Source organism: Variovorax sp. VRV01, assembly GCF_014852545.1.
GTDB lineage: Bacteria > Pseudomonadota > Gammaproteobacteria > Burkholderiales > Burkholderiaceae_C > Variovorax > Variovorax beijingensis_A.
Genome location: NZ_JACVBS010000009.1, coordinates 189,294 through 214,729 on the forward strand (window position 1 = coordinate 189,294; position 25,436 = coordinate 214,729).

The 25,436-nt window shown below is 67.0% G+C and carries 19 protein-coding genes; 9 read left to right on the forward strand and 10 right to left on the reverse strand.

Features of this window, described 5'->3' with window-relative positions:
• Nucleotides 1-19 precede the first annotated feature (19 nt).
• From IB278_RS17920 to IB278_RS17930, 3 genes are read left to right on the forward strand one after another with little or no spacing between them, the layout of a single operon-like run.
• Complete coding sequence (locus tag IB278_RS17920; protein WP_145743812.1) at nt 20-1,054, forward strand: amino acid ABC transporter substrate-binding protein; 1,035 nt, start codon at nt 20-22, stop codon at nt 1,052-1,054.
• A complete protein-coding gene (locus IB278_RS17925) occupies nt 1,051-2,052 on the forward strand; it encodes an ABC transporter permease subunit (RefSeq protein ID WP_192324605.1) in 1,002 nt (333 codons plus the stop codon). Before IB278_RS17920 ends, IB278_RS17925 begins: the two co-directional genes overlap by 4 nt.
• Complete coding sequence (locus tag IB278_RS17930; RefSeq protein WP_145743816.1) at nt 2,049-3,107, forward strand: amino acid ABC transporter permease; 1,059 nt, start codon at nt 2,049-2,051, stop codon at nt 3,105-3,107. The genes IB278_RS17925 and IB278_RS17930 overlap by 4 nt, the downstream gene beginning before the upstream one ends.
• On the opposite strand, the gene IB278_RS17935 is transcribed toward IB278_RS17930, so the two are convergent.
• From IB278_RS17935 to map, 4 genes are all read right to left on the reverse strand, one after another.
• On the reverse strand, nt 3,104-3,580 hold the full coding sequence (locus tag IB278_RS17935) for a putative immunity protein (RefSeq protein ID WP_192324607.1): 477 nt from the start codon (nt 3,578-3,580) through the stop codon (nt 3,104-3,106). The two genes, IB278_RS17930 and IB278_RS17935, sit on opposite strands and share 4 nt — an antisense overlap.
• Nucleotides 3,581-3,607: 27 nt before the next feature.
• Complete coding sequence (gene pgm, locus IB278_RS17940) at nt 3,608-5,263, reverse strand: phosphoglucomutase (alpha-D-glucose-1,6-bisphosphate-dependent) (RefSeq protein ID WP_192324609.1); 1,656 nt, start codon at nt 5,261-5,263, stop codon at nt 3,608-3,610.
• A gap of 94 nt (nt 5,264-5,357) precedes the next feature.
• Nucleotides 5,358-7,964 (reverse strand): [protein-PII] uridylyltransferase, encoded by a 2,607-nt coding sequence (locus IB278_RS17945; RefSeq protein ID WP_145743822.1) that lies wholly within the window; start codon nt 7,962-7,964, stop codon nt 5,358-5,360.
• A gap of 34 nt (nt 7,965-7,998) precedes the next feature.
• The gene (map, locus tag IB278_RS17950) at nt 7,999-8,823 is read right to left on the reverse strand and encodes a type I methionyl aminopeptidase (protein WP_012748043.1); all 825 of its coding nucleotides are present in this window, start codon (nt 8,821-8,823) and stop codon (nt 7,999-8,001) included.
• A gap of 115 nt (nt 8,824-8,938) precedes the next feature.
• Between map and purL the strand changes: the two genes are divergently transcribed.
• Entirely contained in the window at nt 8,939-12,961 is a 4,023-nt protein-coding gene (purL, locus tag IB278_RS17955; protein WP_192324611.1) for a phosphoribosylformylglycinamidine synthase, read from the forward strand.
• Between the two features lie 69 nt (nt 12,962-13,030).
• Here purL and IB278_RS17960 read toward each other — a convergent pair whose 3' ends face one another.
• The 6 genes from IB278_RS17960 to IB278_RS17985 form a co-directional block, all read right to left on the reverse strand.
• Nucleotides 13,031-13,816, reverse strand: coding sequence for a peptidylprolyl isomerase (locus IB278_RS17960; protein ID WP_145743826.1), 786 nt, complete (start codon nt 13,814-13,816; stop codon nt 13,031-13,033).
• Nucleotides 13,817-13,941: 125 nt separating this feature from the next.
• Nucleotides 13,942-14,223, reverse strand: a complete 282-nt coding sequence (locus IB278_RS17965; protein WP_145743827.1) for a BolA family protein — start codon at nt 14,221-14,223, stop codon at nt 13,942-13,944.
• Nucleotides 14,220-14,759: a septation protein A gene (locus tag IB278_RS17970; RefSeq protein ID WP_145743829.1), complete on the reverse strand. Its 540-nt coding sequence runs from the start codon at nt 14,757-14,759 to the stop codon at nt 14,220-14,222. The genes IB278_RS17965 and IB278_RS17970 overlap by 4 nt, the downstream gene beginning before the upstream one ends.
• Before the next feature lie 25 nt (nt 14,760-14,784).
• Nucleotides 14,785-15,195, reverse strand: coding sequence for a peptide-methionine (R)-S-oxide reductase MsrB (msrB, locus tag IB278_RS17975; RefSeq protein WP_012748038.1), 411 nt, complete (start codon nt 15,193-15,195; stop codon nt 14,785-14,787).
• On the reverse strand, nt 15,192-16,676 hold the full coding sequence (locus IB278_RS17980; protein WP_192324613.1) for a protein adenylyltransferase SelO: 1,485 nt from the start codon (nt 16,674-16,676) through the stop codon (nt 15,192-15,194). The genes msrB and IB278_RS17980 overlap by 4 nt, the downstream gene beginning before the upstream one ends.
• A 65-nt stretch (nt 16,677-16,741) precedes the next feature.
• On the reverse strand, nt 16,742-17,818 hold the full coding sequence (locus IB278_RS17985; protein ID WP_192324615.1) for an AraC family transcriptional regulator: 1,077 nt from the start codon (nt 17,816-17,818) through the stop codon (nt 16,742-16,744).
• A gap of 200 nt (nt 17,819-18,018) precedes the next feature.
• Here IB278_RS17985 and IB278_RS17990 point away from each other — a divergent pair, with 200 nt between their 5' ends.
• The 5 genes from IB278_RS17990 (at nt 18,019) to IB278_RS18010 (ending at nt 25,435) form a co-directional block, all read left to right on the forward strand.
• Nucleotides 18,019-19,815, forward strand: coding sequence for a carboxylesterase/lipase family protein (locus IB278_RS17990; protein WP_192324707.1), 1,797 nt, complete (start codon nt 18,019-18,021; stop codon nt 19,813-19,815).
• 130 nt (nt 19,816-19,945) lie between these two features.
• Nucleotides 19,946-21,589: a 3-(methylthio)propionyl-CoA ligase gene (locus IB278_RS17995; protein WP_192324617.1), complete on the forward strand. Its 1,644-nt coding sequence runs from the start codon at nt 19,946-19,948 to the stop codon at nt 21,587-21,589.
• 140 nt (nt 21,590-21,729) lie between these two features.
• Entirely contained in the window at nt 21,730-22,959 is a 1,230-nt protein-coding gene (locus IB278_RS18000; protein WP_192324619.1) for a branched-chain amino acid ABC transporter substrate-binding protein, read from the forward strand.
• A 201-nt stretch (nt 22,960-23,160) separates the two neighbouring features.
• Nucleotides 23,161-24,399 carry a branched-chain amino acid ABC transporter substrate-binding protein gene (locus IB278_RS18005; RefSeq protein WP_145747409.1) on the forward strand — a complete coding sequence of 413 codons (1,239 nt, stop codon included), beginning with the start codon at nt 23,161-23,163 and terminating at the stop codon, nt 24,397-24,399.
• Between the two features lie 82 nt (nt 24,400-24,481).
• Nucleotides 24,482-25,435, forward strand: a complete 954-nt coding sequence (locus IB278_RS18010) for a branched-chain amino acid ABC transporter permease (RefSeq protein ID WP_145747410.1) — start codon at nt 24,482-24,484, stop codon at nt 25,433-25,435.
• The last annotated feature ends 1 nt before the right edge of the window (nt 25,436 follow it).

A 25,436-nucleotide genomic window follows, 5' to 3' on the forward strand; every position in this document is an offset into this window, starting at 1 on the left:
TGTTGAGGAGAACACACCAATGAAGAATCGATTCCGTCCCGCGCTGGCCGCTGCCGCAACCGTTGCCGCGCTTGCCACTGCCGCGCCTGCCCTTGCCGGCAAGACCCTCGATGCCGTCAAGCAGCGCGGCACCGTCAAGTGCGGCGTGACCAATGGCGTGGCCGGCTTTTCCGCGCCCGACACGCAGGGCAACTGGTCGGGCCTGGACGTCGACACCTGCCGCGCCATTGCGGCGGCCGTGCTGGGCGATCCGAAGAAGGTCGACTTCGTGCCGCTCAATTCGCAGCAGCGCTTCTCGGCCCTGCAGGCCGGCGAGATCGACATCCTCGCGCGCAACACCACCTGGACGCTCACGCGCGATGCGTCGCTGGGCTTCAACTTCACCACCATCACCTACTACGACGGCCAGGGCTTCCTGGTGCCGAAGAAGCTCAAGGTCACGAGCGCCAGGCAGCTCAAGAACGCGACCATCTGCACGCAGTCGGGCACCACCAACGAGAAGAACGTGTCCGACTACTTCCGCGCACAGAACATTCCGGTCAAGACGGTGGTGTTCGAAAGCTTCGAAGCCTCGTTCAAGGCCTTCTTCTCGGGTCGCTGCCAGGCCTTCACCACCGACGCCTCCGCGCTGGCCGGCCTGCGCAACAAGGAAGCGCCGAACCCCGACGACTACATCATCCTGCCCGAGCTCATTTCCAAGGAACCGCTCGCGCCGCTGGTGCGCCGCGGCGACGACGAATGGTTTGCCATTGCCAAGTGGGTGCCCAACGCGCTCATCGAGGCCGAAGAATTCGGCGTCACGCAGGCCAATGCCGACGAGCTCAAGGCCAGCAGCAAGGACCCGGCGCAGCAGCGCCTGGTCGGCACCGGCGAGGACCTGGGCAAGCTGCTGGGCCTCGACAAGGACTGGTCGTTCCGCGCGATCAAGGCCGTGGGCAACTACGGCGAGATGTTCGAGCGCAACGTGGGCCCCAAGTCGGTGCTCAAGCTGCCGCGCGGCTCGAACAACCTCTGGAACAAGGGCGGCCTGATCTACGCACCACCGGTTCGATGAGCAGTCAAGCCTCGCGCCGCGGCGCCTGGCTGGCCTGGGTCGTCCAGGCGCTGCTGGTGCTGGCCGTCGTGGCCGGCGCGGCCTGGGTCGTGAACCATGCGCTCGAAGTGCTGCGGGCGCGGGGCGTGCGCTCGGGCTTCGACTTTCTCACCGAGCCCGCAGGCTTCTCCATCAGCGAAGGCTGGCTCGGCTTCGAGGCCAGCCAGCCGTTCTGGCGCGCCTTTCTCGCGGGCCTGGTCAACACGGTGCGCGCCTCGGTGCCCGCCGCCATCTTTTCGGTCGTGCTCGGCACCCTGATCGGCATCGGCCGGCTCGCACCGCATGTGCTGCTGCGCGGCATCTGCACCGCGTATGTCGAACTGCTGCGCAACGTGCCGCTGCTCGTGCAACTGCTGATGCTGGCCTTTGCGATTGCCAACCTGCTGCCTGATCCCACCGAGCCTGTGCGGCTGCTGCCGGGCGTGTGGCTCAGCAAGGGCGGCCTCAGCGTGCCCTGGCCGGCGTCGGGGGAGGGCGGTGGCTGGTGGCCCACGCACCTCGAATGGCCCGAACGCGGCGACTTCGGCGTGAGCGGCGGCGCGGCGCTGAGCCCGGAGTACGTGACCATCGTCGCGGGCCTGTCCTTCTATTCGGCCGCGTTCGTGGCCGAGATCGTGCGCGCCGGCATCCTGTCGGTGCCGCAGGGGCAGGTGCTGGCCGGGCAGGCGCTCGGGCTCGCGCCGGTGCAGCAGCTGCGCATCGTGATCCTGCCGCAGGCGCTGCGGGTGATCGTGCCGTCGCTCACCAACCAGCTGCTGAGCCTCGTCAAGAATTCATCGCTTGCGGTGGCCGTGGGTTATCCGGAGCTGGTGTCGGTGGCCAACACCACCATCGGCTCGAACGGCCGCGCCTTCGAGTGCATTGCCATCATCATGGCGGTCTACCTGCTGCTGTCGCTCGTGATCTCCTTCGGCATGAACCGCTACAACGCGCGCGTCGCGCTCAGGGGCTGGCGATGAGGAACGCGGCCCAGGGCCCTGTTGCGTGGCGCAGCGAACTCTGGGGTTCGCCGCTGCGGGTGCTGGCCACCGTGTTGCTGCTCGCGCTGCTGGCGTGGGGCGGCTTCCACGCCATTGAATGGGGCGTGCTGCACGCGGTGTTCCGGCCCGATGCAGAAGCCTGCCGCGCGGTGCAGCATGGCGCCTGCTGGGGCGTGGTGGCCGAGAAATGGCGGCCGATGCTGTTCGGGCGCTTCCCTTATGAAGAGCAATGGCGTCCGGCCATTGCCGTGGCCGTGCTGTCCGCCGTGACCGTGCTGAGCGCCTGGCCGCGCAGCTGGCGCTGGTGGCTGGCGCCGCTCTGGCTTGCGGCGCTGCTGTTGTTCGTGCTGCTGATGCGCGGCGGCGTGGCGGGACTTGTCCTCGTGCCGACCAGCCGCTGGGGCGGTCTGCCGCTCACCATCGGCCTTGCCGTGGTGGGCTTGGCATTGGCTTTTCCGCTGGCGCTGCTGCTTGCGCTGGGACGCCGCTCGGGCTGGCCGGTGGTTCGCACGCTCTGCGCGAGCTACATCGAGCTGGTGCGCGGCGTGCCGCTGATCTCGGTGCTGTTCATGGCTTCCTTCCTGCTGCCGCTGCTGTGGCCCGCGGGCTGGCAGCCCGACGTGCTGGTGCGCGTGCTGGCGGGGCTCACGCTGTTCGTGGCGGCCTACCTGGCCGAGATCATCCGCGGCGGGTTGCAGGCCGTGCCGCGCGGCCAGACCGAAGTGGCGATGGCGCTGGGCTTCGGCCGCTGGCCGGTGCAGCGGGACATCGTGCTGCCGCAGGCCCTGCGGCTCGTGGTGCCGGCGTTGACCAACAGTGTGGTCGGCACGCTGAAGGACACCTCGCTGGTCACGGTGGTCGGCCTGTTCGAGCTGACCGGTGCGCTCGGCCTCGCGCTCGGCGGCGACCCGACCTGGCGGCCGTTCTATCTCGAGGGCTATCTCTTCATTGCGGCCGTGTACTGGCTGCTGTGCTTCGGGCTGTCGCGCTACAGCGTGTGGCTCGAGCGGCGGCTGGCAAAGGGCACGCGCTAGGCCGGGTCGGCCAAGGATGCCTTCGCATTCGGTTGCGCGAGTGCCTTGAGAGTCTGGACCTGCCACGCGAATTCATCCTCGAAGGCCGTCGGGTCGGTGATCGCATAGCCACCGTAGGCATAGACCGCCGCGTAGGCTGCGTAGCTCGCGGCCTCGAGGGCGCGGCTTGCCAGGGCATTGGCCACCGCATACGTGGCGGAAACCGCCGCATGCGCCGAGCCATCGATCGAGTTCGAGCCACGGTGCCCGTTCGCCACGGCCGCCAACTCCGCGCGAGCCGCTTTCAAGGCCGCTTCGTCGGCCTTGCCGTCGAGAAAGGCATGCGCCACCGCGAGGCCTTCGATGGCGCGCGGGTCTTCCAGCAGATGTCCGATGCGGTCCGCGCAGGCCAGGCCGAAGGCCAGGCGCAGGGATGCCTGCCCGGGATCGTTCAGGCCGACCTCGGCGGCAAGACGCGACAGTTCGGTGTTCATGGCGGCGCCGCACGCTCGATGAAGGTTTCAGCCCGCCGCCAGCGCCTTGTCCACCAGCTGCTGCGCTTCCTCGAGGATGCGGCCCAGGTGCTCGGCGCCGAGAAAGCTCTCGCCGTAGATCTTGTAGATGTTCTCGGTGCCCGAGGGCCGCGCGGCGAACCAGCCGTTCTCGGTGACCACCTTCACGCCGCCGATGGCCGCGCCATTGCCGGGGGCGTGGCTCAGCACGTTCTGGATCTTCTCGCCTGCGAGCTCGGTGGACAGCACCTGCTGCGGCGAGAGGCTCGAAAGCTTCTTCTTCTGCTCGACGGTGGCCGCTGCGTCCACGCGGTTGGCCACCGGCTGGCCCAGCGCCTGGGCGAGTTCGGCAAAGCGCTCGCCGGGGTCGCGTCCGGTGCGTGCGGCGATCTCGGCCGAGAGCAGGGCGGGCACGATGCCGTCCTTGTCGGTGGTCCAGACCGAGCCGTCGCGCCGCAGGAAGGTGGCGCCCGCGCTTTCCTCGCCGCCGAAGCCCAGCGACGAATCCACCAGCCCGTCGACGAACCACTTGAAGCCCACCGGCACCTCGTACAGCGTGCGGCCCAGCCTGGCGGCCACGCGGTCGATCATCTGGCTGCTGACCACCGTCTTGCCCACGGCCGCATGCGCCGCCCATTGGGGCCGGTGCGTGAAGAGGTAGTCGGCCATCACGGCCAGGTAGTTGTTGGGCGGCAGCAGCCCCGCGCTGCGCGTGACGATGCCGTGGCGGTCATGGTCGGTGTCGCAGGCGAAGGCGATGCCGAAGCGCTCCCGCAGGCCGATCAGCTTGTGCATGGCATCGGGCGACGACGGGTCCATGCGGATGCGGCCGTCCCAATCGAGCGACATGAAGCGGAAGGTGGGATCGACCTCCTGGCTCAGCACGTTGAGCCGCCCGAGCTTGTAGCGCTCGGCGATGGCCGGCCAGTAGCGCACGCCCGCGCCGCCCAATGGATCGACGCCCAAATCGATCTGCACGCCGCGGATCGCATCCATGTCGAGCACCTGCGCGAGGTCTTCGACATAGGTGTTCAGGTAGTCGTGGCGGTGCGTGGTCGGGGCGTGCAGCGCCTGGGCGAGCGGCAGGCGCTTCACGCCCTTGAGATCCGCCGCAAGAAAGGCGTTGGCCGCGGCTTCGACCGCCGACGTGATGTCGGTGCCCGCGGGGCCGCCGTTGGGCGGGTTGTACTTGAAGCCGCCGCTTTCGGGCGGGTTGTGCGAAGGCGTGATCACGATGCCGTCGGCCAGCCCCGCCGTGCGTCCGCGGTTGTAGACCAGGATCGCATGCGAGACGGCGGGCGTGGGCGTGTATTCGTCGTCCTTCGAGAGCATCAGCTCGACGCCGTTGGCCGCCAGCACTTCCACCGCGCTGTTGAAGGCGGGCGTGGAAAGCGCATGCGTGTCGATGCCGAGGAACAGCGGCCCGTCGATGCCCTTCTGGCGCCGGTAGTCGGCAATGGCCTGGCTCATGGCCAGCACATGCCATTCGTTGAATGCGTTGTCGAAGGAAGAACCGCGGTGGCCCGAGGTTCCGAAGGCCACGCGCTGCGCGGGCACCGAGGGATCGGGCCGGCCCGCGTAGTAGGCCGAGACGAGGCGCGGGACATTGACGAGCAGGTCCAGCGGTGCGGGCTGGCCCGCGAGGGGATTGGTTTTCTGGCTCATGTCGAGGGTTGCCGTTCGAGTTGAATCAAGTCGGCACCATCATGCCGCAGGATGTGCCTGCGGATGAAACAAGCAGCAAGCGTGCCTCAGGGCCTCAGGAGGCCAGCGCTTCCATCAGCTCGGTCTCGATGGCCAGCTGCGTCTTCTGGCCCTGCAGTTCCGGCCCGCTGATCAGGAAGGTGTCTTCCACGCGCTCGCCCAGGGTCGTGACCTTGGCGAGCTGCAGGTTCAGGTGATGCCGGGCGAGCACGCGCGCCACCGAATAAAGCAGCCCGGTGCGGTCGCTGGCCGAGATGTTGAGCAGCCAGCGCTGCGCCTTGTCGTCGGGCAGCAGGCTGATGCGCGGCTTGATCGGGAAGCTGCGCACGCGCCGCGACACGCGGCCCACGCTGGGTGGGGGCAGGGGGCCGGCTTCGGTCAGCGTCTGCGCCAGGCCCGACTCCACCATGCTGATGAGATCGCGGTAGTGGTCGGGCAGGAAGGTGGTCACCACCTGAAACGTGTCGAGCGCGTAGCCATTGCTCGTGGTGTGTACTTTCGCGTCAAGGATGCTGAACGACGACTGGTCGAAGTAGCCGCAGATGCGCGCGAACAGGTCGGGCTGGTCGGGCGTGTAGACCACCACCTGCAGGCCTTCGCCGACCGGTGAAAGATGCGCCCGCACGATCGGCGGCGCCTTCGGATCGACGGGAACGTTGGGCGGCGGCACGAAACGCGAGAGCTGCTTGGCATGCCAGGCGATCTCGGTGGCATCGTGGCGCATGAAGTAGCCGACGTCGAGCGTGGCCCACAGCGCCTTGTGGGCCTCGAAGGGCTGCGCTCGGAGGGCGAGCTGCACCAGCGCCTCGCGCTTGCGCGATTCCACCTCTGCGTCGGGGTCGGGCATGCGGCCGCCGAGCGCGCGCAGCGTGAAGCGGTACAGGTCTTCGAGCAGCTTGCCCTTCCAGGCATTCCACACGCGCGGCGAGGTGCCGCGAATGTCGGCCACCGTCAGCAGGTAGAGCGCCGTGAGGTAGCGCTCGTTGCCCACGCGCTTGGCGAAGGCGCCGATCACCTCGGGGTCGCTCAGGTCCTGCTTCTGCGCGACCTGGCTCATCACCAGGTGCTCCGCGACCAGGAATTCGATCAGCCTCGAATCTTCGCGCGCGATGCCGTGCTGCTTGCAGAAACGCTGCACGTCGCGTGCGCCGAGCGTGGAATGGTCGCCGCCGCGGCCCTTGGCGATGTCGTGGAACAGCGCCGCCACGTAGAGGATCCATGGCTTGTCCCAGCCGGCCGCGAGCTGCGAGCAGAACGGGTACTCATGCGCATGCTCGGCGATGAAGAAGCGCCGCACGTTGCGCAGCACCATCAAAATGTGCTGGTCCACCGTGTAGACGTGGAACAGGTCGTGCTGCATCTGTCCCACGATGCTGCGGAACACCCGCAGGTAGCGCCCCAGCACCGAGGTCTGGTTCATGAGCCGGAACGCATGCGTGATGCCGTAGGGCTGCAGCAGGATGCGCATGAAGGTCTGGTGGTTGACCGGGTCGTTGCGGAACTTGCTGTCCATCACGTGGCGCGCGTTGTAGAGCGCGCGCAGCGTGCGTGCCGACAGGCCCTTCACGCCGATGGTCTTCTGATAGAGAAGGAAGGTCTCGAGAATGGCATGCGGCTCGCGCTCGTAGAGGTCGTCGCTCGCAATCTCGATGAGGCCCGCACGCTCGAAGAAGCGCTCGTTGATCGGCGTGTGCTGCTCGTCCACCGGCTGCAGCCGCTCCGCGATGTTCAGCAGCAGGATCTGGTTGAGCTGCGAAACCGCCTTGGCCGCCCAGTAGTAGCGCCGCATCAGCGCCTCGCTCGACTTGCGCTGCGATTCGCTTTCATAGCCGAAGCTCGCGGCCACGGCAGTCTGCAGGTCGAACACCAGGCGGTCCTCGCGCCGGTTGGCAATCACGTGCAGGCGCGCGCGGATCAGCGAGAGCAGCGCTTCGTTGCGCTTGATCTGCTGCGCCTCGAAGGAGGTGGCCAGGCCGTTCTTGGCCAGATCGTCCCAGCGGCTGCCGAAGCCGGCGGCCTTGGCCATCCAGAGAATGGTCTGCAGGTCGCGCAGGCCGCCCGGCGATTCCTTGCAGTTGGGTTCGAGCGCGTAGGGCGTGTTGTCGAACTTCTGGTGGCGGTGGCGCATTTCCTGCGACTTGGCCACGAAGAAAGCCTGCGGATCGATGGCGCGAGCGAAGCGCCTGCGGAAGCCCACGAAGAGCTTCTTGTCGCCCGTGATCAGCCGCGATTCGAGCAGCGAGGTCTGGACCGTGACGTCCTTCTCGGCCTCTGCCAGGCACTCGTCGACGGTGCGCACGCTGGAGCCGATCTCGAGCCCCGCATCCCAGCAGTGGCCGATGAAGGCCTCGATGCGGGCCGGATCGATCGCGCCGGCCTCGCCCTCGGGCGGCAGCAGCAGCAGCACGTCGACATCGGAGTAGGGGAACAGTTCGCCGCGGCCGAAACCGCCCACGGCCACCAGCGCGAGCGCGTCGCCGAAATCGGCCTCGCGCCAGAGCGCGCACAGCGTCTGGTCGGCCAGCGCCGACAGCTGCCGCAGCACCGTGTGAACGCTGCGCGTGGGCGCGCGCGCAAAGCGCAGGGTGTCGAACAGCGCCAGCTTCCTGGCGCGATAGGCTTCGCGCAGGGTGGCGACATCGATCTTGGCGGGTTCGATCACGGCTGTGTCCTCGGCCGCGCGCCGCTCGCGCGGCTCACGTTTTCGTGGAGGTGACGAACGAGGGCAGGGGTGGGCTGCCTTCCGACAGCGTGAGCACCTCGTAGCCCGTTTCGGTGACCAGCACCGTGTGTTCCCACTGCGCCGACAGCGAATGGTCGCGCGTGACGATGGTCCAGCCGTCGTACTGGCCGCCCTTGAAGTCTTCCTTCACCTCGCGCTTGCCGGCGTTGATCATCGGCTCGATGGTGAAGATCATGCCGGGCTTGAGTTCTTCCAGCGTGCCCGGACGGCCGTAGTGCAGCACCTGCGGCTCTTCGTGGAAGCGCTGGCCCACGCCGTGGCCGCAGAATTCGCGCACCACCGAATAGCCCTGGCCTTCGGCGAACTTCTGGATCGCATGGCCCACGTCGCCCAGGTGCGCGCCGGGGCGCACCTGCAGGATGCCGTGCCACATGGCTTCGAAGGTGATGCTGCACAGGCGCTTGGCGGCAATGGAGGCATCGCCGATGATGTACATGCGGCTGTTGTCGCCGAACCAGCCATCCTTGATGACGGTCACGTCGACGTTCATGATGTCGCCCTTTTTCAGCGGCTTGTCATTGGGAATGCCGTGGCAGACCACGTGGTTCACCGAGGTGCAGAGCGACTTCGGGAAGGGCACGCTGCTCGCGCCCATGTAGCCCACCGTGGCCGAGGTGGTGCCCTGCTTGACCATGTATTCGGCGGCCAGGCGGTCGACATCGTTCGTGGTGATGCCGGGCTTGATGAAGGGCGTGAGGTAGTCCAGCACCTCGGAAGCCAGGCGGCAGGCGACGCGCATGGCTTCGATGCCTGCGGCGTCTTTGTAGGTAATGCTCATCCCGGAATTATCCCATTCACCCGGCTAAAATTCAGGGCTTACGCGGATGGCCCCAGTCAGCGGCCATCCCCCCCGATTTTCTTGATTCCCAACGCGGCCCCAGGCCCCATCGACCGTGACGCAGCCCGCACCTCAAGCCCTTCCCGTCGTAACCCTTTTCGAGGGCGGCAGCGCACTCAGCGATTTCCGTGCGCGGCAGCTGCTGCCGAAGCTGCAGGCGATCGATGCGCGCATCGAGGGCATCGGTGCCCGTTTCGTGCACCTGGTGGTCACCGATGCGGCACTCGATGCGGCCGGCCGCGAGCGCTTCGCGGCGCTCCTGACCTACGGCGAGCCCTTCGAGGCCCCGGCCAAGGCGGGCGCTTCGGTGGTCGTCACGCCGCGCCTGGGCACCGTCTCGCCCTGGGCCTCCAAGGCCACCGACATCGCCCACAACTGCGGCCTGGCGCTGCGCCGGGTCGAGCGGGTCACCCAGTACCACCTGAAGCTCAAGGCCCCGCTGATCGGCAAGGCGCCCGTGCTCGAAGGCGACCTGCTGGCTGCCGTGGCCGGCCCGCTGCACGACCGCATGACCGAATCGGTGCTGGCCACGGTGGAGCAGGCCGCCAGCCTGTTCAGCGAGCTGCCGGCCCAGCCGATGGCGCTGGTCGACGTGCAGGGCGGCGGCCGCGCCGCGCTGGTGGCGGCCAACACGGGTTTCGGCCTGGCGCTGGCGGAAGACGAGATCGACTACCTGGTCGAAGCCTTCACCCGGCTCGGGCGCAACCCGAGCGACGTCGAGCTGATGATGTTCGCGCAGGCCAACAGCGAGCACTGCCGCCACAAGATCTTCAACGCCAGCTTCGCGATCGACGGCCAGGCCCAGCCGCAGAGCCTGTTCTCGATGATCCGCCACACCGAGAAGCAGAACCCGCAACACACCGTCATTGCCTATGCCGACAACGCCTCGGTGATGGAGGGCACGACGGTCGAGCGCTTCATTCCGGCTTCGGATTCGCAAAGCTATCAAAAAGATAGCGCGCTGAGCCACGTGCTGATGAAGGTCGAGACGCACAACCATCCGACGGCCATTTCGCCGTTCCCGGGCGCCTCGACCGGCGCGGGCGGCGAGATCCGCGACGAAGGCGCCACCGGCCGCGGCTCCAAGCCCAAGGCCGGCCTGACCGGCTTCACGGTGTCGAAGCTCTGGCCGGAAGAGGGCCACTACGGCAAGCCCGAGCACATCGCGAGCCCGCTGCAGATCATGACCGAGGGCCCGCTGGGCGGCGCCGCCTTCAACAACGAGTTCGGCCGGCCCAACCTGCTGGGCTATTTCCGCGAATACGAGCAGACCGTGGCGAGCGACGTCGACACGGTGCAGCGCGGCTACCACAAGCCCATCATGATCGCGGGCGGCCTCGGCAGCATCGACGCCACGCAGACGAAAAAAATCCAGTTCCCGGCCGGCTCGCTGCTGATCCAGCTCGGCGGCCCCGGCATGCGCATCGGCATGGGCGGCAGCGCCGCGAGTTCCATGGCCACGGGTGCCAACGCGGCCGAACTCGACTTCGACTCGGTGCAGCGCGGCAACCCCGAAATCGAGCGCCGCGCCCAGGAAGTCATCAACCACTGCTGGCAGCAGGGCGCGGCCAACCCGATCCTCGCGATCCACGACGTGGGCGCGGGCGGCCTGAGCAACGCCTTCCCCGAACTGACCAACGACGCCGGCCGCGGCGCGCGCTTCGACCTGCGCGCCGTGCCGCTCGAAGAGTCGGGCATGGCGCCCAAGGAAATCTGGTGCAACGAAAGCCAGGAGCGCTACGTACTGGCCATCGCGCCGGAATCGCTCGAACAGTTCAGGGCCTTCTGCGAGCGCGAGCGCTGCCCGTTCTCGGTGGTGGGCGTGGCGACCGAAGACCGCCAGCTGCTGGTGGCCGACGAGGGCGCCGAGGTACAACCCGTCGACATGCCGATGGACGTGCTGCTCGGCAAGCCGCCCAAGATGCACCGCGACGTCAAGACCGTTGCCCGCACCTTCAAGCCGCTCGACCTCACGGGCGTCGACCTGCAGAAGGCCGCCATCGACGTGCTGTCGCACCCGACAGTGGCCTCCAAGCGCTTCCTGATCACCATCGGCGACCGCACCGTGGGTGGCCTGAGCCACCGCGACCAGATGGTCGGCCCCTGGCAGGTGCCGGTGGCCGATTGCGCCGTCACGCTGGCCGACTACAAGGGCTTTACCGGCGAGGCGATGAGCATGGGCGAGCGCACGCCGCTGGCCGCGCTCGACGCGCCGGCCTCGGGCCGCATGGCCGTGGCCGAGGCCATCACCAACCTGCTGGCCGCGCCGATCGAGCTCTCGCGCGTGAAGCTCTCGGCCAACTGGATGGCGGCCTGCGGCGAGCCCGGCGAAGACGCCGCGCTGTATGAAACCGTCAAGGCCGTGGGGCTGGAACTGTGCCCGGCGCTGGGCGTGTCGATCCCGGTCGGCAAGGATTCGCTGTCGATGCGCACGCAGTGGAAAGACGGCGACGAAGCCCGGAACGTCACCTCGCCCGTGAGCCTGATCGTGAGCGCGTTCGCCACGCTGGCCGACGTGCGCGGCACGCTCACGCCGCAGCTCGACGCCACGGAGGCCGACACCACGCTGGTGCTGATCGACCTGGGCCGCGGCCAGCACCGCATGGCCGGCAGCATCCTGGCGCAGACGCTGAACCAGAGCGGCGACACGGTGCCCGACCTCGACGACCCGGCACAACTGGTGGCGCTGGTCAATGCCGTGAACGCGCTGCGCGCCGACGGCAAGATCCTGGCCATGCACGACCGCAGCGACGGCGGCCTGTTCGCCACTGCCTGCGAAATGGCCTTTGCGGGCCACGTGGGCGTGGCGCTCAACGTCGACATGCTGGTCACCGAAGGCGACGGCATTTCCGACAGCCGCATGGAGACCGGCGACGCCAAGAACTGGGCGCAGCAGGTCAGCGCGCGGCGCGAGGAACTCACGCTCAAGGCACTGTTCAACGAAGAGCTCGGCATGGTGCTGCAGGTGCGCACGGCCGAGCGCAACGAGGTGATGCAGGTGCTGCGCGCCCACGGCCTCAGCGCCCACAGCCACTTCGTCGGCAAGACGCGGCCTGCCAGCTCCACGATGGAGGCCGGCAAGGGCAAGCTCGAGGTCTGGCGCGATGCCAGGTCGGTGTTCAGCGCGACGCTGCAGGACCTGCACCAGGTGTGGGATTCGGTCAGCTGGAAGATCGCCCGCGAGCGCGACAACCCGGCCTGCGCCGATGCCGAGCACGCCGCGGCCGGCGAGCCGGGCGACCCGGGCCTGCACTGGCATGTCTCGCCGCCGCTCGGCAAGGGCTGGGGCGAACTCGGCCCGGGGCTGCTGTCGTCGCGCCCCAAGGTCGCCATCCTGCGCGAGCAGGGCGTCAACTCGCATGTCGAGATGGCCTACGCCTTCACCGAAGCCGGCTTCGAAGCCTTCGACGTCCACATGACCGACCTGCAGGCGGGCCGGGCGGACCTCGCCGACTTCAAGGGCGTGGTGGCCTGCGGCGGCTTCAGCTATGGCGACACGCTGGGCGCCGGCATCGGCTGGGCGCGCAGCATCACCTTCAACCCGAAGCTGGCCGAACAGTTCAAGGCCTTCTTCGGCCGCACCGACACCTTCGGCCTGGGCGTGTGCAACGGCTGCCAGATGTTTGCCGAGCTGGCCGACATCATCCCGGGCGCCGAAGCCTGGCCGCGCTTCACCACCAACCAGAGCGAACGCTTCGAGGCGCGCCTGTCGATGGTCGAGGTGCTCGAATCGCCGAGCATCTTCTTCGCGGGCATGGCCGGCACGCGCCTGCCGATCGCGGTGGCGCATGGCGAGGGCTATGCCAACTTCAAGCACCGCGGCGATGCCGCCAAGGCCATTGCCGCCATGCGCTTCGTGGACAACCACGGCCAGCCGACCGAGCAGTACCCGTTCAACCCGAACGGCAGCGCCGGCGGCCTGACCTCGGTGACCACGCCGGACGGCCGCTTCACCGCGGTGATGCCGCATCCCGAGCGCGTGTTCCGCAACATCCAGATGAGCTGGACCGGCGGCGACAAGAGCGAGCTGAGCCCCTGGATGCGCATCTGGCGCAATGCGCGCCGCTGGGTAGGCTGAAGGAAAAAGCCCGAAACGAAAAAGCGGCCCGCGGGCCGCTTTTTTCATGGGGCAGGAAAGCCGCGGGGCTTACTCGACCTTTGCCTTCGCGCGCAGCTCTTCCTGGTACTTCTGCAGGCGCTGCTGCTGCAGCTGCTGCGTGATCTGCGGCTGCACTTCTTCCAGCTTCGGCAGTTGCGCCTGGCGGATGTCGTCGACGCGGATGATGTGGTAACCGAACTGCGTCTTCACGGGGGCGGCCGTGGTCTCGCCCTTCTTGAGCTTGATCATCGCCTCGGAGAACTCGGGCACGAAGCTCGCGGGGTTGGCCCAGTCGAGATCGCCGCCATTGGCGCCCGATCCCGGGTCCTTGCTCTGCTTCTTGGCGATGTCCTCGAACTTGGCGCCCTTCTTGAGGTCGGCCATGATCTTCTTGGCCTGGTCTTCGGTTTCGACCAGGATGTGGCGCGCCTTGTATTCCTTGCCGCCATTGGCCGCCACGAACTTGTCGTACTCGGCCTTCACGTCGGCGTCAGAGACCGGGCTGGTCTTGCGGTAGTTCTCGAACAGGGCGCGGATCAGGATGGCCTGGCGGGCGAGTTCGAGCTGGTTCTTGTAGTCCTCGGTGGCGTCGAGGCCCTGCTTCTGCGCTTCCTGCATGAACACTTCGCGCGCGACGATTTCCTCGCGCAGCTGGCCCTGCATCTCCGGCGTGACCGGCCGGCCGGCTGCCGCCAGTTGCTGGGCCAGCACGTCCATGCGCGCCTTGGGCACGGGCTTGCCGTTGACGATGGCTGCGTTCTGCGCCTGGGCCGCCAGAGGAATCGCACCGAGCAGCGCTGCGGCCGCAACGGCCTGCAAGAGTTGTTTTTTCATGAAATGAATATCAGGCTGGAGGGAAATGCGCGGATAGGAAAAGCGCGTGGAAAAAAAGCGAAGGAGCGGGAAGAAAGGGGTCGGGCCGCCGCGGCCGTCTCGGCGCGTGCCGGCAATCGAACGACTCAGAGCACCTCGATGGCGATGGCGTGCAGACCCTGTGCGATAAAAACTTGGAGGGCATCATACACAAGGCGATGGCGCGCCACGCGGGGCTTCCCTTCGAACAGTGGGGAAGCAATGCGGACCCGGAAATGGGTGCCCCGGCCCTCGGCATTGGCGCCCGCATGGCCGGCGTGGGCGCCGCTCTCGTCGATCACCTCGAGCATGGTGGGCTGCAGCGCCTGGCGCAGCGCCGCTTCGAGCTCGCGTGCCGTGGGCAGCGGATGGGTGGTGGCGGTGCTCATACGGAGGGTTCGTCGTTCTTGAGATGCGGCGAGATGTAGAGTCCCTGCGCCACCAGGAACACGATCGGGAACGCGTAGCCCCAGAGCTTGAAGTTGACCCATGCCTCGGTCGTGAAGTACGCCGCCACGTAGCCGTTGATGGCCGCCATGAAGAGGCAATAGCCGATCCACGCCACGTTCAGGCGCCCCCAGATGCGGTCCGGCAGCTGCAGCTGCGAGCCCAGCAGCATCTTGAGGAAGTTCTTCTTCAGCGCCCAGAGCGCCACCGCCAGCGCGATGGCCATGGCGCCGTACAGGACCGTGGGCTTCCACTTGATGAAGCGGTCGTCGTGCAGCGCGAGCGTGAGCGTGCCGAACAGCAGGATCAGCACCAGCGTGGCCTTCTGCATGGCCTGCAGCTTGCGGTCGAGCGCGTAGATGATGCCCATCTGCAGCACGGTGGCGGCCATCAGCACGCCGGTGGCGGTGTAGATGTCGGCCAGCTTGTAGGCGCCGAAGAACAGCAGGATCGGAAAGAAGTCGAGGATCAGTTTCATGCGCTGGGCGGGCCGGTTCGGTTGCTTATTTTTTCTTGAAGTCGAGCGAGGCGGAATTCATGCAGTACCGCAGGCCGGTTTCGGTGGGGCCGTCGGGGAACACGTGGCCCAGGTGGGCGCCGCAATTGGCGCAGACATTCTCGGTGCGCACCATGCCATGCGAGCGGTCGACGATGTTCCGGATGGCGCCCGGCACGGCCTCTTGCGAGAAGCTCGGCCAGCCGCAGCCCGCATCGAACTTGGTGGATGATTCGAACAGCTTGGCGCCGCAGCAGATGCAATGGTAGGTGCCGTCGTCCCAGTGCGCCTCGTACTTGCCGGTGAAGGGCCGTTCGGTGGCCGCGTGGCGCGTGACCTCGAAGGCCGCGGGCTCGGCGCCTTTTTCGGCAAGCAGGGCCTTCCATTCGGCGTCGGTTTTCTCGATGGGAGTGGTCATGATGAGCAGCTGATTTCGATCGTGGAAGCCCAGTCGGGCGGGAACCCGGCATAGGCATCGGCGCCGGGATGTTCTTCAAATGGGGTTTCGAGCAGGGCCAACAAGGTTGCCACAGCCGAGAAGTCTTTCTGGCTCGCCGCTTCGATGGCTTGCTGGCCCAGGTGGTTCCGCAACACGTACTTCGGATTGGATTCGAGCATCAGGGCTGCGGCTTCCGCGCGCGGCGCCTGCGCATGGCGCTGCGAAAAGGATAGCAGCCAGGCATCGAAGCCCGCGCGGTCCAGGAACAGGTCGCGCACCGGTTCGGCGTTGCTGTCGGCCATGTGCTGCGAAAGGCGGCGCCAGAAGATGGTGTAGTCGACCTTTTCGGCGGCCAAGAGCTTCAGCACGCCCTCGATGAGCGCACGGTCGCCTTCGGCCGGTTGCGCGAGGCCGAGCTTGGCGCGCATGCGGCCCTCGAATTCGCGCGGGAACACCGTCTTGTAGGACTCCAGCGCCGCGACGGCGATTTCCTGGTCGCCGATCAGCGGCAACAGGGCCTGTGCGAGGCAGAACAGGTTCCAGTAGGCCACGTTGGGCTGCTGGTTGAAGGCGTAGCGCCCGCTGGTGTCGCTGTGGTTGCAGATGTGGCGCGGATCGAAGCCGTCGAGGAACTGGAACGGCCCGTAGTCGATGGTGAGCCCGAGGATGCTCATGTTGTCGGTGTTCATCACGCCATGGCAGAAGCCCACGGCCTGCCACTTCGCAAGCAGGGCGGCGGTGCGCTCGCTCACGGCTTCCAGGAAGGCCGCGTAGGCGTTGCCGCTGAAGCGATCGGTGGTGCGGCAGGCCGGGTAGTAGCGGTCGATGACGTAGTCGGCCAGCGCACGCAGTTCGGCATCGCGCTGGTTGGCCGAAAAGTGCTCGAAATGGCCGAAGCGGATGAAGCTGGGCGCCACGCGTGTCACGACGGCAGCGCTTTCGGGCACTTCGCGATACACCCGGGCGTCGGAGCCCGTGACGCAGAGCGCGCGGGTGGTCGGAATGCCCAGGCCGTGCATGGCCTCGCTGCAGAGGAATTCGCGGATGCTGGAGCGCAGCACGGCGCGGCCGTCGGCGCCGCGCGAGTAGGGCGTGCGGCCCGCGCCCTTGAGCTGAACCTCGAGGCCGCCTTCGGTTTCGCCAAGCATGATGGCGCGGCCATCGCCGAGCTGGCCGGCCCAGACGCCGAACTGGTGGCCGCTGTACACGGTGGCGAAGGGCTGCGTGCCGGCCACGGGCAGGTTGCCGGTCAATGCCTCCAGCGTCCCGTCCGATTGCCGCCAATCGGACGGCAGGCCGAGCATGCGGGCCGTCGCCTCGCTGTGGCCCACCCAGTAGGAGGGATCGGGCAGCGGCGTCGGCCGCAGTTCGGTAAGAAAGGCGGGGCCCAGCGCCCGGAATCCGGGTTTCCAGCGCAATCCCAGGTCCGCGGCGGCCGTGTCTTCAGCAAGCAAGCTCATGCCCGGATTGTCCGGCAGAGCGCGAGACCCCTGGCGATGCGGGCCATCGGCGGGTCGAGGCCCGTTCAGTGGGCCAGCGCCGGCGTGTCCCAGATGCGCGCCCGGTATTGGGCGGGCGGCAGCCCGAACCAGCGCTTGCAGGCCCGGAAGAAATTGCTGCTGTCGACGAAGCCGAGCATGTCGGCCACGTCGGTGAGCGTATGCCGGTCTTCCGCCAGGTACTGCTGCGCCAGTTCGCGGCGGGTGCGGTCGAGCAGCGACTGGAACGACACCGATTCCTGCTGCAGCCGCCGCTGCAGCGTGCGCTCCGCGAGGCCGAGGCCGGCGGCCACGTCCTGCCGGCGCGGTTCGCCTTGCGGCAGCCGCCGTGCGATCTCGGCGCACACCAGGGTGCTGGTGGTGGTCTGGCCCAGCAGGTTCAGCTGGTCGTCCAGCAGGTGCTCCTGCATCTGGCCCAACGTGGGGTGGTGGGTGGGCAGCGGCATAGCCATGTCGGCTGCCGACAGCAGCAGCCGGTTGGCCGGCGCGTTGTAGCGGATGGCGCAGCCGAAGGCCTCGCGGTGCAGCCGGTCGTCGACGGGCGGTGGATAGACGAATTCGAGCGCCAGCGGCTGCAGCTCGCGCCGCGTGAGCCACTGGCACTGCATGAAGACGGTCAGCAGGGCGTATTCGACGCGCTGGCGCGGAATCGGGAGGCTGCCGCCGGTGTGCTCCATCACCATCCAGCAGCCGCGCGCCTCGCGCTGCAGCGAGAAGGCGGTCGCGTCGGAGATGACGGCCATGTAGCGCGTGAGCCGCACCAGCGCCGCGCCCAGGTCGGCGCTGCAGGCCATGGCGTGGCCGACCGTGCCCAGCTTGCTGTGCGTGGCGGCCAGGTCGCGGGCGAGGCCCAGCGTGGGCCTGCCGGCGCGCGCCACTGCCAGTTGCCAGAGCACGGAGATCTCGTCCACCGGGATGCGGGCGTTCTGCCGATGCAGCGAATCGGGATCGAAGCCCGCATCGCGCAGCAGCGAGGGCACGTCGATTCCCTCGGCCTCGAACATCGAGAGCACGCCTTCGAGCCAGGCGGCCGAACTGGTCCGCAGCTCGGGCTGCTGCGCGCAGCCGGACCGGCGTTGCGGCCGGCGCTGGGCATGCGGCATGGAGGCTCCTGAAGTCATTGAATTGGCGCGCTTGCGATAGCGGCGGAAACGGCGTGCGTTCCTAGAATTTTTAAGGGGTTCGGCGGGCCGGAGTATGGCCACCGGACGCGCAGGCAGGAATTCCGATTAACCCGGTGTGGAGACAAAAAATGGATACGGCACTGACAGCAGCGGTACGCGCCCGGCCAGAAAACCAGGGCGTGGCGGCAACGACCACGGCGGCGGCGCGGGCACTGGCCGCGGCCGCCTGCCTGGCCCTCGCGGCCTGCGGCGGCGGCTCCTCGGGCGGGTCGTTCTCGTTCCTGCCGGCCGCGCCGCCTGCGCCGCCGCCCGCCGCGCCGCCACCGGCCGCCGACGGCCCCATGGTGCGCCAGACCACCGCCGGCAAGGTCGAGGGCGTGGACGACAGCGCCAGCTCGGGTACCTGGTTCTGGAAGGGCGTTCCCTTCGCGCAGCCACCGGTCGGGGCGTTGCGCTGGCGTGCGCCGGTGGAGCCCGAGGGCTGGAGCGGCATCCGCCCGGCCGCGAAGTTCGGCAATGCCTGCCTGCAGATCGGCCGCCTCTTCAGCCCCGGTGCCAACAACACCTACGACGCCACCATCGGCACCATGCTGGGCAAGCCGGTCGGCAGCGAGGACTGCCTGTTCGTCAACATCTGGCGCCCGGCCACGGACGAGCAGAACCTGCCGGTGCTGCTGTTCGTGCACGGCGGCAGCAATATTTCGGGCTACACGGCCGATCCGCTCTACGACGGCGCCCGGCTCGCGAAGGCCGCCAACGCGGTGGTCGTCACCGCCAGCTACCGCCTGGGCATCCTGGGCTTCCTGAACATGCCGCAACTGCGTCCGGGCGGCAGCGCGGGCGACGACTCGGGCAACTTTGCGCTGCTCGACGTCATGGCGGCGCTGCGCTTCATCAAGAACAACGTCGCGAACTTCGGTGGCGATCCGGGCAACGTCACGCTCTCGGGCGAATCGGCCGGCGCCACCAACCTGCTGGCGGTGATGACATCGCCGATGGCGAAGGGCCTGTTCCACAAGGCCTTCGAGATGAGCGGCGGCATCTCGCTCGCAAGCAACCTGCCGCCAGGCACGCTGCCGACGCTGGCGCCGGCCTCGGCTTCGCTCGCGCAGGGCCAGTCGATCCTCGAGAAGCTGCTCGTGGCCGATGGCACTGCCGCCGACGCAGCCGCCGCCAAGGCCTACATCGGCACGCGCACGCCGGCGCAGATTGCCGAATACCTGCGCGCGCAGGAGGGTGGCGCGATGCTGGCGACGGTGGTCGCCAATGGCCTGGGCAGCGTTGCGCCCATTCCCGACGGCACGGTGCTGCCTGCCGATCCCATCGGCGCGATCGCGGCTGGCAACTACGCCAAGGTGCCGATGCTCGCCGGGAATACGCGCGACGAGGGCAAGCTCTTCGCCTCGCTGCTGGGAACCATCGGCTTCCCGAAGCCGGGCTGGATCGTCACCGATGCCCAGCGCTTCTCGATGATGTTCAACTTCGACCCGGATGCGCAGTCCACGCTCACGGCGGCCGACATCATCGATCCGTCCTACCTTCCGGTAGACACGCCCGGCACGGGCTACAACGCGGCCACCGCCGTCATCACGAAGGGCCTGTTCGAGGCCAACCGCGACAACCTGCTCAACACGATGAAGACGCACCAGTCGAACATCTGGCACTACCGCCTCGACTGGGCGCAGGAGCCCTCGCCGTGGAGCGACGTGTACGGGGCTGCGCATGCGTTCGACCTGCCGTTCGTGTTCGGCAACTTCAGCGGCTCGCTGCTCAGCAACGTGATGGGCGGCAAGGCCAACCAGCCGGGCCGGCTCGCGCTGTCCAGGGCCGTGATGGCCAGCGTCGGTGCCTTCATGCGCAAGGGCGACCCGAACACGCCCGAACTTGGTGCAACCTGGGCGGCATGGCCGTCGCAGCTGCGGCTCGACGCCGCGCCCTCGGCGGCCGTGGTCACGCCGGTGCAGGCCGTGCCTTGATCAGGCGCATCAATGAGCCGCTGCGTTCAATCCGGCAGTGCGGGTTTGTGTCATTGTGGAAGTGGCCGAAGCTTGCGTGAATCCGTTGTCCGCAAGCTTTCATGAAGTCATTTCAAAAAGGAGTCCGTAGATGCTGGGTTTGATGCAAGACCAACCGCTTTTGATCTCGTCGCTGATCGAGTTCGCCGAGCGCCACAACGGCGACGGCGAGATCGTCTCGCGCCGGGTCGAGGGCGACATCCACCGCACGACGTGGGGCGGTATCGCATCTCGCGCCCGGCAGGTGGCCAATGCGCTGGACGGCGAGCAGCTGCTGTTCAGCGACCGCATCGCCACCCTGGCCTGGAACGGCTACCGGCACCTGGAGCTGTACTACGGCGTGAGCGGCAGCGGCCGCGTGCTGCACACCATCAACCCGCGCCTGCACCCCGACCAGATCGCCTGGATCGCCAACCACGCCGAAGACCAGATCCTGTGCTTCGACCTGAGCTTCCTGCCGCTGGTGCAGGCGGTGCATGCCAAGTGCCCCACGGTCCGCAAATGGATTGCCCTGTGCGATGCCGACAAGCTCCCGGCGGACAGCGGCGTGCCTAACCTCGTGAGCTACGAAAGCTGGATCGGCGGGCAATCCACCGGCTACGACTGGCCCACCTTCGACGAGAACTCGGCCTCGAGCATGTGCTACACGAGCGGCACCACGGGCAACCCCAAGGCCGCGCTCTACAGCCACCGCTCGACCATGCTGCATGCCTACGCCGCGGCCCTGCCGGACGTCATGCGGCTGTCGGCGCGCGACTCGGTGCTGCCGGTGGTGCCGATGTTCCACGTCAACGCCTGGGGCATTCCGTACTCGGCCGCGCTGGTGGGCTGCAAGCTCGTGTTTCCCGGCCCCGCGCTCGACGGCAAGTCGGTGTACGAGCTGATCGAATCCGAAGGTGTCACCTTCGCGGCCGGCGTGCCCACCGTGTGGCAGATGATGCTCGGCCACATGCAGGCCAACGGCCTGAAGTTCAGCAAGCTCAACCGCACCGTGATCGGCGGCTCGGCCTGTCCGCCGGCCATGATCACGGCGTTCCAGGAGAACTACAACGTCGAGGTGCTGCACGCCTGGGGCATGACCGAGATGAGCCCGCTGGGCACGCTGTGCACGCTCAAGAACAAGCACCTGTCGCTGCCGCCCGATGCGCAGCTGCAGATCCGCATGAAGCAGGGCCGCGCCATCTTCGGCGTCGACATGAAGATCGTCGACGGCAACGGCAAGGAGCTGCCCTGGGACGGCAAGGCCTACGGCGACCTGCTGGTCAAGGGCCCATGGATCGTGAAGGAATACTTCAAGGGCGAGGGCGGTGACCCGCTCATCCGCGACGAGCAGGGCCGCGGCTGGTTCCCCACCGGCGACGTTGCCACCATCGACGCCGAGGGCTACCTGCAGATCACCGACCGAAGCAAGGACGTGATCAAGTCCGGCGGCGAATGGATCAGCTCCATCGAGATCGAGAACATCGCCGTCGCGCACCCGGCCGTCGCCATGGCCGCCTGCATCGGCGTGCACCACCCCAAGTGGGACGAGCGGCCGATCATCGCGGTGGTGAAGAAGCCCAATGCGGAAGTCGCGCGCGAGGAGCTGCTGAAGTTCTACGAGGGCAAGACGGCCAAGTGGCAGATCCCCGACGACGTGGTGTTCGTCGAGGCGATTCCGATCGGTGCCACCGGCAAGATCCTCAAGACCAGGCTGCGCGAACTGCTCAAGGACTACAAGCTTCCCACCACCTGACCAGGCGCCAAAGCCCGTCCGCACTGTCGCGCATGCGATAGCGGGGCCGCTTCGGCGGCCTTCCTTCCGGGCAATCCCTGTGCGGCGAAGAAAAGGGCGCTTGTACGCTGGCATCCCGACTTTCACTCCGGAGACTCTTCATGCAATTTGCCATCAAGTCCGCAGCCGCCTGTGCCATGTTGGTCGGCATGACGGCCGCATTCGCCCAGAAGGGCGAGACCGTCAAGATCGCCTGGCTCGATCCGCTGTCGGGCCTGATGGCAGCCGTGGGCACCAACCAGCTCAAGACCACGCAGTTCCTGGCCGAAGAGTTCAACAAGAAGAATGCCTCGGGCGTGAAGTTCGAGATCATCGCGATCGACAACAAGCTGAGCCCGCAGGAAACCACCGCCGCGCTGCGCTCCGCACAGGACCAGGGCGCGCGCTACATCACCCAGGGCAATGGCTCCGGGCCGGCACTGGCCATCATCGACGCCATCGAGAAGAACAACGCACGCAATCCGGGCAAGGAACTGCTCTACCTGAACTATGCGGCGGTCGACCCGGACCTCACCAACAGCAAGTGCAGCTACTGGCACTTTCGCCTCGATGCCGACACCTCCATGAAGATGGAGGCGCTGACCACCTGGATGAAGGACCAGCCCGACATCAAGAAGGTCTACATCCTCGGCCAGAACTACGCGCACGGCGTGCAGGTGTCCAAGTTCGCGAAGGAAGACCTGAAGGCCAAGCGCCCCGACATCCAGATCGTGGGCGACGACCTGCACCCGCTCGCCCAGGTGCGCGACTTCTCGCCCTACATCGCCAAGATCAAGGCCTCGGGCGCGGACACCGTCATCACAGGCAACTGGGGTTCCGACCTGTCGCTGCTCATCAAGGCCGCCAACGATTCGGGCCTGGACGTCAGGTTCCTCACCTACTACGCCTTCGGCACCGGGACCCCGACGGCCATGGGCGCCACCTCCGCCGGCAAGATCTACACGGTGGCATATGGCCACTACAACATGGGCGGCGAAATCCAGAAGCTGCTCGCCGGCTACAAGAAGAAGATGAACGACGACCTGACGCAATCGTCGATCTACCACACGTTCGCGCTGCTCGACGCCGCCTTCGTGCAGACCAGGTCGACCGATCCGGTCAAGGTTGCGGCCGCGCTCGAGGGCATGAAGATCAAGAGCTTCAACGGGGAGGTCGAGATGCGCAAGGCCGACCACCAGCTGCAACAGGGCCTCTACATCTCGCGCTGGGAGAAAGCCAGCGCCAAGTACCCCTATGACGCCGAGAACACCGGCTACACCAATGTCCCCGTGAAGTACTACGAGTCGTATGTGGCCAGCACGCCGACGACCTGCCAGATGAAGCGCCCTTGAGCGTCTTTGTGAACGCATTTCCTACTCGTGGGTAGAAGCTGTCTACCCTCGGGTAGAAATTGGAGAAATGCGCTGTCGCCTGCGCGATAGAAACGGGCCTTTGCGGCCGCCCCCTTCGGGCATTCCCTGAGGGGAGGGGCAGTGAACGCTTGTACGCTCGTGCAAGTCTTTTTGATTCGGTTTGACCAGGAGATATAGATCGTGAAGTTCGCTCTGAAAATCGCTACCGCATCCATCCTTGCAGCGAGCGCCGCTGGCGCCCTGGCCCAGAAGGGCGAGACCGTGAAGATCGCCTGGCTCGACCCGCTGTCGGGCCTGATGGCAGCCGTTGGCACCAACCAGCTCAAGACCTTCCAGTTCCTGGCCGAGGAGTTCAACAAGAAGAACGCGGCCGGCGTGAAGTTCGAGGTCATCGCCATCGACAACAAGCTGAGTCCGCAGGAAACCACCAGCGCGCTGCGCTCCGCGATGGATCAGGGCGCGCGCTACGTGGTGCAGGGCAACGGCTCCGGCCCGGCGCTGGCCATCATCGACGCGCTCGAGAAGCACAACGCCCGCAACCCGGGCAAGGAAGTGCTCTACATCAACTACGCGGCCGTCGACCCCGACCTCACCAACAGCAAGTGCAGCTACTGGCACTTCCGGCTCGACGCCGACACCTCCATGAAGATGGAAGCGCTGACCGCCTTCATGAAGGAACAGCCCGACATCAAGAAGGTCTACCTCATCAACCAGAACTACTCGCACGGCCAGCAGGTCTCCAAGTTCGCCAAGCAGAACCTCAAGGACAAGCGGCCCGATGTCGAGATCGTGGGCGACGACCTGCATCCGCTCGCGCAGGTGCGCGACTTCTCGCCCTACATCGCCAAGATCAAGGCTTCGGGTGCCGACACCGTCATCACCGGCAACTGGGGCTCCGACCTCGCGTTGCTCATCAAGTCGGCCAACGACTCGGGCCTGAACGTCAAGTTCTACACCTACTACGCCGTGACCAACGGCACGCCCACCGCCATGGGCGCGGCTTCGGACGGCAAGGTCTACCAGGTGGGCTACAGCCACTACAACGCGCCCGGCCCCGTGCAACCGTTGATGAACGAGTTCAAGAAGAAGTTCAACGACGACATGTACACCACCGACATCTACACGGTGTACGCCATGCTCAGCGAAGCCTTCGTGCGCACCAAGTCGACCGAGCCGGTCAAGGTGGCGGCCGCGATGGAAGGCATGAAGTTCAAGAGCTTCAACGGCGACGTCGAGATGCGCAAGGCCGACCACCAGCTGCAGCAGGGCCTGTGGATCACGCGCTGGCAGAAGGCCGACGCCAAGAACCCCTACAGCCCCGAGAACACCGGCTACACGCTGGCGCCCGTCAAGTTCTACGAGGCCTACGTAGCGAGCACGCCCACGTCGTGCCAGATGAAGCGGCCCAACGCCTCGTGATCGCCTGATCGCGCGCCGACCGGTCGAGGCCCGACTTCAACACTCGGGCCTTTTTTCTTTTCTCACCTGACACGAAAGACCGATGAACGTCGAATTCTTCGTCATCTCGCTGCTCAATGGCGTCAGCTACGGGCTGCTGCTGTTCATGCTGAGCTCCGGCCTTACGCTGATCTTCAGCATGATGGGCGTGCTCAACTTCGCGCACGCCAGCTTCTACATGCTGGGCGCCTACATCGCCTACACGCTGTCGGGCATCGTCGGCTTCTGGCCGGCGCTGTTCATCGCGCCGCTGCTGGTGGGCCTGCTGGGCGCCGCCTTCGAGCGCTACAGCCTGCGCCGGGTCCACAAGTTCGGCCACGTGCCGGAGCTCCTGGTGACCTTCGGGCTTTCGTACCTCATCCTGGAGCTGGTGCAGCTCGCCTGGGGCCGCTCGACCGTGCCCTACGGCCTGCCGCCGCAGCTGCAGGGGCCGCTGTTCTCGCTGTACGGCACGCAGTTTCCCAAGTCGCGCTCGTTCATCATGCTGGTGGCGGTGCTGATGCTCATCTCGGTGTGGCTGCTGCTCACGCGCACGCGCATCGGCCTGGTGATCCAGGCAGCGCTCAAGCACCCCGACATGGTCGAGGCGCTGGGCCACAACGTGCCGCGCGTCTTCATGCTGGTGTTCGGCGGCGGTGCCGCGCTCGCGGGCCTTGCGGGCGTGGTGGGCGGCAACACCTACGTCACCGAGCCTGCGATGGCGGCCTCGGTCGGCTCGATCATCTTCGTGGTGGTGGTGGTCGGCGGCATGGGCTCGCTGGCCGGCGCATTCCTGGCGTCGCTCTTGATCGGCATCATCCAGACCTTCGCGGTGGCCATGGACCAGTCGTTCGCGGGTGGCCTGCAGCTGCTGGGCGTCACGGTGACCGACCAGACCTTCGGCTACGAGCTGCTCAAGCTCACGATCTCGCAGGTCGCGCCGATCCTGCCTTACCTGTTCCTGGTGCTGATCCTCATCTTCAGGCCCAAGGGTCTTCTTGGCACCCGGGAGGACTGAA